This window comes from Mucilaginibacter sp. L3T2-6 (assembly GCF_030519355.1).
In the GTDB taxonomy this organism is placed as follows: Bacteria; Bacteroidota; Bacteroidia; order Sphingobacteriales; family Sphingobacteriaceae; genus Mucilaginibacter.
This window is the reverse complement of the sequence record NZ_JAUMKC010000028.1, coordinates 24,660-38,131: the sequence shown is the minus strand read 5'-3', so window position 1 is coordinate 38,131 and position 13,472 is coordinate 24,660. Positions and strand designations below refer to the sequence as shown.

Below are 13,472 nucleotides of genomic sequence, written 5' to 3'. Positions count from 1 at the left end.
ATTCTGTAAGGTTTAGTTCATTTTATTGTTAAATGTGTTTAGCGGGCTCGCACGATTCCACTCTTCGGTCATAAATTAAGGATAGGCAAAGCAGAACTCAGGGCGCATTACTTTACATGTAAAAATAACGCTAGCTATAGTGTACAGTTTGATGGGTTAATACTCTTTTTCACTGCGCTAAATACTTATTTTTCCCTGTGGTTTTTTCTGCGCTGTTTTCATCATTTTGCCTTAAAACGCACGCAATTGTGTTATATGGCCGATTTAGCGAGTTCAAACCGGTTCAGGTATTAACCACAGCTACGGTTTCCTCAATTTTAATACCCTGTTTAGAAACCTATTTCACCTATTTTAGCGTTTGTTAAAAAAGGAGAGGGCATGATCAATATCATATTAGCGGAGGACCATAATATAGTGCGCGACGGCATCCGCAACCTGCTGGAAAAGGAAAAAGATTTTAAAGTAGTAGGCGAGGCACTAAACGGCCAGGAGCTGCTTGACCTCCTTGACGGGGGACTAACAGCCGATATCATTCTTGCCGATATCAATATGCCGGTGATGAACGGTATCGAAATGGCTCAAAAGGTAACATCCAGAAGTTTGCCGTTAAAAATTGTTGTGTTAAGCATGCTTGATCACGAACGATACGTGGTGCAGGCTTTTGAAGCCGGTGTAAGCGGCTACCTGCTGAAAAACATAAGTGCGGATGAGCTTATCTTCGCGATAAGGCACATTCACACAGATAGCCGGTATATCTGCTCCGAGCTGTCTCTCCGGCTTCTTGACCGGCTAATAGAGCAACCTGACCGCAGTAGACATGAAATGGAAACCGGCATAGAGTATTCAACCCGGGAGATAGAAATTTTAATGCTTGTGGCCGAAGGCCTGACTAACCAGGAAATTGCCGACCGCCTGTTCACCAGCAAGCGCACGGTTGAGAATTACCGCCAGGCGCTTATCGAAAAAACCAATACTAAAAACACTGCATCACTCATCCGTTATGCCATTCAGCATGGTTTAATCAATTGATTTTTTATCCACGGCCCGCCGCAATCAGAATAGCGATTTTGTGACGGGCCTTTCAAAAACCATTTATCAAACGTTAAATTCTACGACTTGTTCCCCTCTCTAATTAACTCAAAATTAAAATAGAGTATTTACCGAACCAATTTTACCGTATTAACACCTTATTAATAAAAACCCATTCTTCTAACTTCGTAATAATCATCACCAAAATTAAAACCCCATGGTGCCACAAACGAAGAATGTCAGGGTGTTTGTCATCGACAATGATAACAACATACTAGATGTATTAAACGAGGCCCTAACCTACGAGGGTTACGAAGTTAACAGCTTATGCCTGGTGGAGGATATTCTGCCCGAGCTGCAAAAATACCGATCGGATATTGTTATAATGGACTATATACTTAATGGCATTAATGGCGGAGAATTTTGCCAGCAGATCAAAATAAATACGCCAACTGCCAAATTGCCCGTGCTGATGATATCAGCTTATCCCCGCGTTCTGCAATCGCTGGGCAATTACGGCTGTAATGTATTTATTCCAAAACCATTCGATTTGGACCATATTGTGAATTCAATACAAGCGCTTACTCAAAACACTAACCAAACGGAGCTATGTTAAATAATTCAAGCATAAACCGGGTGTTCCTGGTAGGTTTTATAAGCAAAGAACCGCGCTGCCATATAAGAAACGGAGAAAGGGTGTTGTATTTTCCGGTTACAACTACCGAAAAGATAAAGCGTAACGGTGTTATGGAAGATCATTACGAACTTCACCAGGTGCGCATTGCTGAACAGGCGACAGATCCGGCAAAACTCTGCAAAGGCAGTGTAGTTCACATACAAGGCCGGATAGAAACACGCTCGTATGTTGATGAGCAGTCAGTTAAACGTTATGTTACCACTATCCTGGCCGACAGTGCTAAACCTGTGCCGGCACAAGTTACTTCAGCAAGCCATGCTGCATTGCATACCTGATAAGCGCTGCTGTATTGCTAACGCCGGTACGCTCAATCATGGCCTGCCGGTGCCCTTCAACTGTTCGTTTGCTGGTATATAGTTTCTCTGCAATTCCCTGATTGGTATAACCCTCCGCTATCAGTTTAAGTATGTCCAGCTCACGGTCCGACAACTCAACCGGACCGTTTACATTTCCTAACCCGGCGGGCAGGGTCAAAAAACGATCGAGCAGTCGCAAGGCAAGGTCTGTGGAAAGGTATCGGCGTCCCGAATATACTTGTCTGACAGCAAAAAGCAGTTCTGCTGCGCCTATATTCTTAAACAAATAAGCAGCTACGCCAGCGCGGAAAGCGCTGATCATAAATGCCTGGTTATCGTGCGTAGTCAGCAGTATAACCTTTGCGGGGTTCTTCTCAATTACCAGCGTTTCGGCTAAAACAATCCCGTTTATTACGGGCATATTCATATCGGCTAATATAATATCGGGCTGCAGGAATTTCGCCATGGCCAGTGCTTCCCCGCCGTCCAAAGCCTCTCCTGCTATCTGTATATCGTTTTCCTTTTCCAGTAAATGCCTGATACCGTTCCTGACAATACTATGGTTATCAGCGAGTATAATTTTAATCATGAAGAGGCGGTGAACTTATGTATACCAGCCTGTAAAATTTCATGAATAAATAAGTAAAACCAATACGGCAAATACCCATTTATTAATGAGTATTTAACACATATAAAATATATTATGTCCTATAATTAACTTATTTCAAAGGAATTTCCACTATGACAGCAGTTCCGTTCCGGGGGGAGGATTCAATAGTAACATGACCATTCAGCAGCCGGACTTTGCTGCGGATAGATGCCAGGCCGATACCTGCGTTGCTTTTATCCGGGGCTTTATAACCAATACCATTATCTTTTACAGTTAACAACACCCTGCTGTCTTCTTTTACCACTTCCGTACTTGCTACAGTAGCTCTGGCATGTTTCATTATATTGGTCATCAGTTCCTGCGCCATCCGGTAAATGGCGAGTTCCATATCTTTATCGAGGCGTTTATTTAATCCCTTACAATTGCAGCTAAACCTTACCCCGTCTGAGAATTGTCTGCAAATGTCTTCGATGGCCGCTTCAAGGCCGAAATCTTCCAGCATTGCAGGCATCAGCTCGTGCGATATACGCCGGCTTTCGCGGATTGCCTTCGTGAGCAACTCATCGGTGTACTTCTTGTTTGCGCTGAAAGTCTCCGGGTCTACGGCGGCCTGCTCACCAGTTAAATGATTCAGATTGATCTTGATGCCATAAAGCAGTTGCCCCAATCCGTTGTGCAGGCTTTCAGAAATGCGCCTTCTCTCCTCCTCCAGGCTACTCAACGACGCCCTGAATATTTCACGTTCCTGCCCGGCTTCCATTTTGCGCAGCTTTTCTTCGGCCAGCTTGCGGTCGCTGATGTCCATGGTTGTTGAAACTACGCCATCATTCAGCTTAACAAACATGCCTGAAAACCATTTATTGAAACCATCATACGGGTAGAAATATTCCAACCGCTGCGGTTCACCTGTCTCAATGGCCTTAACTATCAGATCGAATAATCCCGCCTGCTTGATACCGGGGTATTCTTTCAGGTAAAATTTACCCGCTAAATCCGCCCGGCCAGTTACCTTCTCCATCTCTTTATTCGCCACTTTTATTCTAAGGTCGGCGATCCTACCCTTTTTGTCGCGTACAGCTTCCAGTATCGACATTTGAACCAGGGTAGTATCCAGTATAGATTGCAGCTGATCGCGGCTATCCTTAAGCTGCAATTCTGCTAATTTGCGTTCAGTAAGGTTAACGGTATTTGTAGCCACACCATCGCCGAGTCTTACTACTGATTGATGGAACCAGCCTGAAAATTGCTCATTCACATAATGTCGCTCATATTGTTGCGGCACACCGGTTTCCGTTACTTCAACAAACTTGTCAAATATTCCGGCTTTTATCACGCCCGGATTGTTTTTAACTAAACTCTTTCCAATCACATCGCCGTAAGCCTGCTCAGAAGCATGGTTGTTTAATATCCATAGAAAGTCCGTTATTTTCCCGCTTTCATCCCTGACGGCTTTAAAAACCTGTATCATTTCCAGGTTACTATCCAGGGTAGCCTGCAGCAATTCCCCGCTTCTCTCCAGTTCTGTTGTCCGTTCAGTAACCTCACGTTCCAGTTTGTTTCGGTACCTGTCTTCACTTTGGCGCAGTGTCAGCTCAGCCTGTTTACGGCCTTCAATGTCGCGGAAAGCAACGGATAAGCCGCCTCGGGGCGTGGGCGCTATATCCACTTCCAGCCATCGATTAAGCACCGGCGAAACTATTTCCAGTCTTTCGGCTACGCCGGTCATCATTACCCGCTGATGAGCTTTATATGGCACGGTTCCTGCCGCCTCTGGAAAACAGCTCATGAAAGAATGCCCAAGTATCTCTTCCTTCTTTTTACCCCAGATGTTTAAAGCGGACCGGCTAGCGAAAAGGAAACACCAGTCTTTATCCAAAACATAAAAAGGTTCGCCTACCCCGTCGAGGACGGTTTTTAACCGCTCTTCACTTTCCTTAAGGGCTTCTTCCGCTTCTGCACGTTCCGTCAATTCATGGTCGCGCGAAATGATAATTGCCGCTGCGTGCGCCAGTATACCGGCCATCTCCATCTCTCTGGCGCTCGGTTTCCGGGGCATCTCAAAATAGATCGCCAATATGCCTGACACCGGCCTGCCACCTGCACTAACCGGGAACAACCAGCAAGCCCGGTAATTATGTTTGCGCGCCAGTTTCCGAAACGGCCCCCATACCGGATCGTTATTTACATCGGCGGTAATTATTGGTCTATCATTATGCATAGCCAGCCATTCCGGTCCCGACTTAAAACCATTAACAGCCTGTGCATAAGCTGCCGACATACCCGACACCAGGTAAAGTCCCCCGCTTTTTTCAGATACCCGGTAAATAGCGGCCCTGGCGTCACCGTTTGTCTGTGCATTAACCGCATCAATAAGCGGTTCAAGCGATGCCGCCAACGATGCCCCGCTCGTTGCAGACCTGAAGGCCTTTTGCTGGCCCCGCAGCCAAATTTCACGGTCGTGCAGCAACTCTTCGGCCCTGGCTTTTTCCAGTCTTACCCATATCCTATCAGCAATATCCTTTAACAGTAAGACTTCGTCTTCGCGCCATTCCCTTATTTTATTGTCTATAACAGAAAGCTGAAAATTCCATTGTCCGTCCCGCGATAGGGGCACGATGATAAAAGATGATATGCCCAGCCGGGTATAAAACCCCGCATCCGTACGCACATCGGTTTGCGTATCGGCAACAATTGTCAATTCGCCGGCATTGTCGCGTGCGGCCTGTTCGGCACGCAGGTAATCATGCAAACTATGTGTGTCATTTAACGAAACTACCTCGGCAGCATGCCAGCCATACACTGAGTACGTTTCGTTATCATCATTACGCTCGCTAAACATACACCACTTTACTCCAAAGTAATTACCCAGCTCTTCGCCCAGATACTCCATTGTTTTAGCGCTATCTGTCAGTGCGCCGAGTTCTTTTGAAATGCGGGATACGAGCGCCTGGTGCTGTTCATGCCGTTTGCGGCCGGTGATATCCTTAAGAACGGCGGCCACGAACGGACTTCCCTGCCCACCGACGCGGGACAGGCGTACATCGAACCAACGGTCAAGCACGGCAAAATAATCTTCTGTACGGAATGGAGCACCGGTATCGGCCACAGCCTGTACACTATTCATCAACAGCTTTTCCAGGTTAGGCAGGAGTTCGCTCGCCCTTTTACCCATCAGTTCAGTCTGTCCTGTCTGCCGCTCAAATAAACTATTGGTTTCGCGATAGATCAGGCCGGTGATCATGCCATCAGCATCGCGCTCCAACTCAACAATTGCCAGCCCTTCATCAATGGTGTCGAAAAGTGTGCGGTACCGCTCGTCGGGGCTGTAGGGATAAATTTTTGCCCTCTCCCGTGGGTCACGAGGCGCATACTGTACATCGTCGCCCCTACCGTTTTCTGCAGTAGTGTTACTTTTTTTCATTATTTACAGGGATGTTTAATGCTGCTGGCCGCGGTAACTTATAACAACCGTAACAAACGCAAAATTAGCGTTTTCAACAGATTAGGGAATAATACAGGTTTGTCCGCAAGATACACCTGATTAATTGCCGGTAAATACTAAAACGATCCGCGGTTTACCGAATCAGGGCGAGAATTCCTGTCCTGCTGATTCAGCAACTTTTCTACAATGCCGAAGGTTGTACCATTTTCAAATTAAAAAAGCATTTCAGAACAGATCCCAAAATTTACGTCAGGGCGCCAGCTTATAGCTTTCTTTGATCACCGCCTCATTCACTGCCTTTACCCTGTCAATTTCCATTTTTTCAACCGCCCGGTCGTAGGTCAGCATGCCGTTAACCTCATGTTCTACGTCGGTAGTTTGCGTATAGATGGCAACACTGAGTCCTTTATATTTCATTAATTGTTCTACCTGGTCCAGTAAAAATACATAACGGTCTGTCAGCCGTGCTCTGGTTGGTTCATAGTCGTAAGCATTGTTTGCTACAGGCCACATGTGTCCCCGCACAAATAAACCCACGCCACCAAATTCGCCCAATGAGGCCGCACGGTGTTCATCCGGTACTGATGCTCCGTATGGGCCAACATAAATATGAGTGTCCACATAATCCCCATTGCCGGGGTCACCATAAGCTTTTTGGTAGGATGGATTATTATTGAACCCGGAATTGCCGTTAACCAATCTCGACGGGTCGTATTGTTTAACCCAGGCGGTGATCTCCTTCACATCAAAAGCGCCCCAGTTCTCGTTAAAAGGCACCCAGGTAATAATGGACGGCGAGTTATAATGTTCGTCGATTAGCGCTTTCAGTTCCTTGCGGTATTCGGTGCGTGTTTTGGCTGTATCCTCATTTTGATACCAGATGGCCGGCATATCCTGCCATACAAACAGGCCCAGCTTATCCGCCCAGTAATAAAACCGCTGGGGTTCGGTTTTCATATGTTTGCGTATGAGGTTGAATCCGGCATTTTTAGTGAACTGAATGTCGTATTTTAAAGCCTCTTCCGTTGGTGCTGTCAATATGCCATCGGGCCAGTAACCCTGATCGAGCAACCCCAGCTGCATGATGAATTTGCCATTTACCAGCGGCCGGGTAACGCCGTTTACCTTGCCCAGCTTAATATCGCGCATGCCGAAATAGCTTTTTATCTTATCAACAATATTACCCTTTGCGTCTTTCAGGCTGATGGTCAGATCATACAAAAAAGGATCCTCGGGCGACCAAAGCTTCGGAGATTTTATAGGCAGATAAAAGCTTGCGCCGCCCGCCCCTTCGGCCTGCGAGACCTCATTGCCGCTATCGAGCGCAATGGCGGTTACTTTTCCCTCACCTGTGCTGTTCACTATAACTTTTAAGCGGCTGTTGGCGAGCTCGGGCAGCAGCCGTATGTCTTCGACGTGCGTTTTATTTACCGGTTCCAGCCATACGGTCCGCCAAATGCCGGAACAGAAGGTATAATCACCGCGCGGACCATTTTTACCTGATGGTACGCGGCCATCGTTTAAATCCTGTACTGCTACTACTACAGTATTTTTTCCGGTAGTCAGGTATGGTGTGATGTCAAAGTTAAAAGCATCGTAGCTGCCGGCATGCGTGCCTGCATTATGCCCGTTTATAAACAACGTGGTATGGTAAGCCACGGCATCAAAATGAATGATGACCTGCTTGTTTTTCCATCCCGAAGGAATTTCAAAGCTGCGGCGGTACCACATGTTGATTTCCTGCTTACGCTGGATACCAGACAGCAACGACTCGGGGCAATAGGGTACTAATATTTGTTCGGCTTTGTTATTAAAGGATACCGGTACTTGCGGATTAAAAGCATCAGCAATATCTTTTCCTCCCATATAATCCCATTTGCCATTTAAGCAAAGCCAGTCGCTGCGTTCCAGCTGCGGCCTTGGATATTCCGGAAAGGGGACCGTGACCTCTTTTGCCTGCTTAGTCCACTGTGTTGGCAAAGAGGGGGTCTGGGCTAATGCCAGGGAACAATGTATGGTTAGAAAAAATATGATTAAACAGATTCGGTGTTTGTTCATAGTGGATGGTGTGAACGCCGAATTTATAAAATAAATCCTGTTTGTTTTAAAAGCGTATAATTACACGCTTATGAAAAAAGCCGCCTCGAAAACATGTCCGGCTTTCAGTTGCTGAATGGCTTCTTTCTGGCTGATATCAACATGGCGGCCGGCGGTATCAGCGCAACCTAACCAGGGCTCGATACAAACAAAATCAGCGCCGCCTTTGGCCCAGATGCCGAGGTAATTAAAATGCGGGAACTCCACCGAAATAGATTGGTCATGCTTGTCGCTTTTTATGGCAACCTCGCGGGATTTAAGATCCTTAAATACCAGCGCATCGTGATTAAACAACTCTCGTGTGAGGTATAGTCTTTTATTGGGGGTTGATATAGGATGAGTTTCGCCGCTGAAAAAGCCATCAGCATTCAACAAATGCGTCTCCAGCATTTCATCGTTTTCAAATTCTATATAGTAATCTTCATAGCTTTCGCCGGCATTAAAAGGAACGTTGAAAGCAGGGTGCGCCCCAACCGAAAAATAAATAGTTTTATTATCGTGATTAATAAGCTTATATGTGATCCGTAGTGCATTATCGATCAGGGTGTACAATATCTGAAAATCGAATTTATAAGGGTAAACTTTAAGTGTATTTTCGCAATTTGGAAGCGAATAAACCGCATGCTGATCATCGTTCTCAAGCAAAAAAAACTCTGAAGTGCGCGCAAAACCGTGCCTGCTCATCGGATAGGCGTGCCCATCAGCCAGCAGCTCATTATTGATAAGTTGTCCCACAATCGGGAACAGGTTTGGTGCATGATAAGCCCAAATCTGCGGGTCGGCCTGCCATAAGTGCTCAGTTTGTGTTGCTTTATTGATAATGGACGTAAGCTGCGCGCCTTTGGTGCTGATTTCCGCTTTTAAGAAGTCGTTTTCTAATGTGGCCATGATAGATGAGTAGGTATTACAACTGTCTAAATTAGGAATTTGTTTTGGAATAAACAGACTCATTCGCCGGGTTGCAGGGCGTTACCCTGGGCTTGGTATGTATTCCTTTTGAGGATAGAAAATTAGCCGCCTGCTTATTCAGAAGCCGGAAAGAGTTCAATATGTCGTCGATGGTTAAACTCGTCGTTATAAAAGCAACAATTAAACGGTGTCAAATAAAAAAGGCCCCAACCACGAGGCCTTTTTAAACTAACAAACTATTTAACTAAACTAAAACGTACTTATTTAAAAACGCTGTACACGTTGGTGATTTTCCAGCTGCTGCCGTTATTGGCAATGGTTACATAATTATCGCGTACAAAGTCATCGTATTTCATTGACACCTTTACAATGGCAACCTTGTTGTTACTTTCAACAATGGATGTGCTGGTGGTGCATGCCTGCTCTATGTTTTTATTGCTTTTAAAAAACTCCAGCATTTCTTTTTTGCTGAAGCTCAGCATCTGTTTACCGCGCATCATATTAAACTCTGCCGAATTATCCAGCACGCCATCCAGGCCGGCCACCCTGCCGCGCGTCATAGCGTCGACAAAGGTATTAATGGCATAATTCGGTGTAACTTTTTCATCTATGGTATTAGCTTTTGCAATGCCACAAACAACCAGTAAGGCCAACCCCAGCATAATTGATTTTAAAGCTTTCATAATGTTTAAATTTAAGTTGTGATTAATTGTATTTACTGATAAGACACAGCCGGGATTTCAATAGTTACAACAATTTCCGCTTTTAACAAACATTTAACATTTTCGCACATTTTGGCGGGTTAAGCGGCAAAATATGCGTTATTTTATATGCCTTGTGGTAAGACGCTTGTCACTCCCAAATCATTACAACCATGGTAACTTTTGATGCAATTATTTTACAATTCGGTGAGATGGGCGAGAAAACCGGCTGGCAGTATGTAAACGTTCCGGCTGATATTGCGCAGGAATTAAAGCCCGGCAACAAAAAATCATTCCGCGTAAGAGGTATGCTCGACGCAGTGCCGGTGGCAGGTATCGCACTACTGCCTATGGGCGGCGGAGACTTTATTTTGGTACTGAAGGCCGCACTGAGAAAAGCCCTCCGCAAGAACAAAGGCGCTATGCTGAAAGTAACCATTGAAGAGGACACTGATTTTAAAATAGAGATGCCCGAAGACTTGAAGGAATGCCTTGAATTTGAAGAAGGCGCTATGGACACTTTTAACGCTATGCCCGGCTCTCACCGCAACTATTTTATTAAATGGATCAACGATGCCAAAACTGAAGAAACCCGCGCCAAACGCATTGTGAATACTATTAATGCCATGCTGCGCAAATGGAGCTATAACCAGATGATGAGGGAGCTAAAGAAGGAAGGGTAATGTGGCGGTGTGCGAATGTATGGATTCTTGATGCGCGGATGCAGGAACGTTGATGTTTCTCAACCCGTTCACCATCAGAGGCCTTTGTTAAAAACACCGGATGTGTTTAAAAATCCGCATATCCGGAATCTGCACATCCGCACATTAAAACCTATCTTTACCAATCCATATTTTTTCTAGCTAATAATGAGTGACGAATTGAACCCGGAAGAGATACCTGCGAATAACGAAGAAAAACTACATAACATTACCTCACTCGACGGTTTGTACGAGAACTGGTTCCTGGATTATGCATCTTATGTGATCCTGGATCGCGCCGTGCCGCATATAAACGATGGCTTAAAGCCAGTTCAACGCCGTATATTACACTCGCTGAAGGAGATGGATGACGGGCGTTTCAACAAAGCCGCTAACGTTATTGGCAATACCATGAAATATCACCCGCATGGTGATGCTTCCATTGGGGATGCCATGGTGCAGCTGGGCCAGAAAAACCTGCTCATCGATTGCCAGGGAAACTGGGGCGACCCGGTAACGGGCGACTCGGCTGCAGCCCCTCGTTACATCGAAGCCCGTCTCTCCAAGTTTGCGCTCGATGTTGTTTTTAATCCCGACACGACTGACTGGCAGGCCAGCTATGACGGCCGTAACCGTGAACCAATTACCCTGCCGGTTAAGTTTCCGTTACTGCTTGCACAAGGCGCTGATGGTATTGCTGTAGGCCTTGCCACCAAAATATTACCGCATAATTTTATTGAGCTGCTTGATGCCTCGATGGAAGTTTTAAGAGGCAACCGCCCTAACCTGATGCCCGACTTCCCGACCGGTGGTATGGCCGACACTTCGGTTTACAACGAAGGGCAGCGGGGAGGAAAAGTGCGCATACGTGCAAAGATTGTGGAGCGGGATAAAAAAACACTGGCTATTACAGAAATTCCCTTCAGTACTACCACCGGTGGATTGATGGAGAGCATTGTTGCGGCCAACGAAAAGGGCAAGATCAAGATCAAGAAGATTGAAGACAATACATCGAAAGATGTGGAGATCGTTGTTCACCTGGCGCCGGGCATCTCGCCCGATGTGACCATCGACGCACTATATGCCTTTACCGATTGCGAGGTTTCCATATCACCCAACACCTGTGTGATACAGGATGATAAACCGCGCTTTATGAGTGTTAACGATATGCTTACCGAAAGCACACATAACACCAAAAGGCTGCTAAAGATGGAACTGGAGATAAAGCTGAAGGAGTTGATGGAAAAAATATTTTTCAGCTCGCTGCTTAAGATATTCATCCAGGAAGGTATGTATAAGCACGCCGACTACGAAGGATCAAGTAATTTTGAAACTGTGGTTGAAGTGCTGAACCGCTTGTTCGAACCTTTTTTCCCGCAGTTTTACAGACCAATAGTTGCTGAAGACTATAAAAGACTTATCGATAAGCCGATGAGCAGCATCACCCGTTTCGATGTAAAGAAAACTGATGAACAAATAAAGGGCCTGGAAGCTGAAATAAAAGAAGTAAAACATCACCTTAAGCACCTTACAGATTTTGCAATTGCCTGGTTCCAAAAGCTGAAGGATAAATATGGCACGGGGCGGGAACGTAAGACTGAGCTACGCACATTCGACAGGGTTGAAGCTGCGCAGGTGGCGCTGGCAAATGCAAAACTGTATGTAAACCGTGAGGATGGCTTCATCGGTACAGGTTTAAAGAAAGATGAATTTGTTACCGATTGCTCGGATATTGACGAGATAATTGTATTTCGCGAGGATGGCCGCTGCCTGGTTACGAAGGTACAGGATAAGGTGTTTGTGGGTAAGGAGATTATTCACGTGGCGGTATTTAAAAAGAACGATGAGCGCACCGTATATAATATGATTTATAAGGACGGGCAGAGTGGTATCAGCTATATAAAACGTTTTTCGGTGGTAGGCGTTACCCGGGATAAAGAATACGATTTGACCAAGGGCACAAAGGGCACCAAAGTGCTTTACTTTAGTGCTAACCCTAACGGCGAGGCTGAGATTGTGAATGTGCAGCTGAAACCACACAGCAAGCTGAAAAAGCTGCAGTTTGATGAAGACTTTGCCCAACTGGCAATTAAAGGCCGCGGCTCAATGGGTAATATTATTACCAAGTACCCGGTTAAGAAAATAATACTGAAAAGTAAGGGTGTGTCCACATTGGCCGGCAGAAAAATATGGTATGACGATATTCTGAAACGCCTGAATGCCGACGGTCGGGGCAAATATCTTGGCGAGTTTGACGGAGACGATAAAATACTCACCGTGATGAGCAACGGTACTTACGAACTCACCAGCTTCGATTTGAACAATCACTTTGATGATAAAATGATTGTAATTGAAAAATATAACCATGAGAAGGTTTATACAGTCATCCATATTGACGGCAAATCGAAAAACTACCTGGTAAAACGCTTTATGTTCGAGAACGTAGTAATAGGCAAGCAGGTAAGCATCATTAGCGAAGAAAGCGGCTCGAAACTGGTATTGATAACCGGTGGTAAGCAGCCTGTTGTGCAGCTGGTTCAGCTGAAAGGCAAAGATCAAACCCCTGAAACGCTTGAAGTGGACCTAACGACACTTATAGACATTAAGGGCATGAAGGCGATGGGCAACCGTTTATCACAGCACCCGGTAAAATCGGTGGAGTTGGTTGCAGCGGAAGAAGAGATAGCACATGAACCGGATGTAGCGGGCGAAGCCGACACGCACGACGGAAACGATAATGCAGACGTTCAAGAAGACGAAACCAACGCCGCAGGCGCGGCAGATGAGCCCGTAAAATCTACTCCGGAATCAGCGGGACCAGCGAAAGAAAAACCAGCGGAATCTTCTTCACAACCGGAGCAATCACAATTCAAAAAAATAGACTTTGAGATAACCAATCCGGATGATATCGAGATAGATGATAAAGGGCAGCTTGGATTGTTTTAAAAAAAAGCTGCCGCAGGAACGAAACCTGCGGCAGTTGACTAAAA

At 45.7% G+C, this 13,472-nt stretch carries 10 protein-coding genes; 5 read left to right on the top strand and 5 right to left on the bottom strand.

Translation table 11 applies throughout. The features are described from left to right. The first annotated feature begins 378 nt into the window (after positions 1-378). From Q3W13_RS22940 to Q3W13_RS22930, 3 genes are all read left to right on the top strand, one after another. On the top strand, positions 379-1,029 hold the full coding sequence (locus Q3W13_RS22940) for a response regulator transcription factor (RefSeq protein ID WP_302867997.1): 651 nt from the start codon (positions 379-381) through the stop codon (positions 1,027-1,029). A gap of 217 nt (positions 1,030-1,246) precedes the next feature. Then, entirely contained in the window at positions 1,247-1,645 is a 399-nt protein-coding gene (locus Q3W13_RS22935) for a two-component system response regulator (RefSeq protein ID WP_302867996.1), read from the top strand. Further along, positions 1,639-2,001 (top strand): single-stranded DNA-binding protein, encoded by a 363-nt coding sequence (locus tag Q3W13_RS22930; protein WP_302867991.1) that lies wholly within the window; start codon positions 1,639-1,641, stop codon positions 1,999-2,001. The genes Q3W13_RS22935 and Q3W13_RS22930 overlap by 7 nt, the downstream gene beginning before the upstream one ends. On the opposite strand, the gene Q3W13_RS22925 is transcribed toward Q3W13_RS22930, so the two are convergent. The 5 genes from Q3W13_RS22925 to Q3W13_RS22905 all read right to left on the bottom strand — a co-directional run bounded on the left by Q3W13_RS22925 (position 1,967) and on the right by Q3W13_RS22905 (position 9,763). Further along, entirely contained in the window at positions 1,967-2,611 is a 645-nt protein-coding gene (locus Q3W13_RS22925) for a response regulator transcription factor (RefSeq protein ID WP_302867989.1), read from the bottom strand. The genes Q3W13_RS22930 and Q3W13_RS22925 overlap by 35 nt on opposite strands. 130 nt (positions 2,612-2,741) lie before the next feature. After that, positions 2,742-6,053, bottom strand: a complete 3,312-nt coding sequence (locus tag Q3W13_RS22920; protein ID WP_302867988.1) for a GAF domain-containing protein — start codon at positions 6,051-6,053, stop codon at positions 2,742-2,744. A 270-nt stretch (positions 6,054-6,323) separates the two neighbouring features. Continuing rightward, on the bottom strand, positions 6,324-8,054 hold the full coding sequence (locus tag Q3W13_RS22915) for a glycoside hydrolase family 2 protein (protein WP_302867987.1): 1,731 nt from the start codon (positions 8,052-8,054) through the stop codon (positions 6,324-6,326). Between the two features lie 138 nt (positions 8,055-8,192). After that, a complete protein-coding gene (locus tag Q3W13_RS22910; RefSeq protein WP_302867984.1) occupies positions 8,193-9,059 on the bottom strand; it encodes an aldose 1-epimerase family protein in 867 nt (288 codons plus the stop codon). Positions 9,060-9,340: 281 nt separating this feature from the next. After that, positions 9,341-9,763 carry a nuclear transport factor 2 family protein gene (locus tag Q3W13_RS22905; RefSeq protein ID WP_302867982.1) on the bottom strand — a complete coding sequence of 141 codons (423 nt, stop codon included), beginning with the start codon at positions 9,761-9,763 and terminating at the stop codon, positions 9,341-9,343. Positions 9,764-9,954: 191 nt separating this feature from the next. Between Q3W13_RS22905 and Q3W13_RS22900 the strand changes: the two genes are divergently transcribed. Beyond that, a complete protein-coding gene (locus Q3W13_RS22900) occupies positions 9,955-10,464 on the top strand; it encodes a YdeI/OmpD-associated family protein (RefSeq protein ID WP_302867980.1) in 510 nt (169 codons plus the stop codon). Between the two features lie 186 nt (positions 10,465-10,650). Next, entirely contained in the window at positions 10,651-13,428 is a 2,778-nt protein-coding gene (locus tag Q3W13_RS22895) for a DNA gyrase/topoisomerase IV subunit A (RefSeq protein ID WP_302867978.1), read from the top strand. Positions 13,429-13,472: the final 44 nt, after the last annotated feature.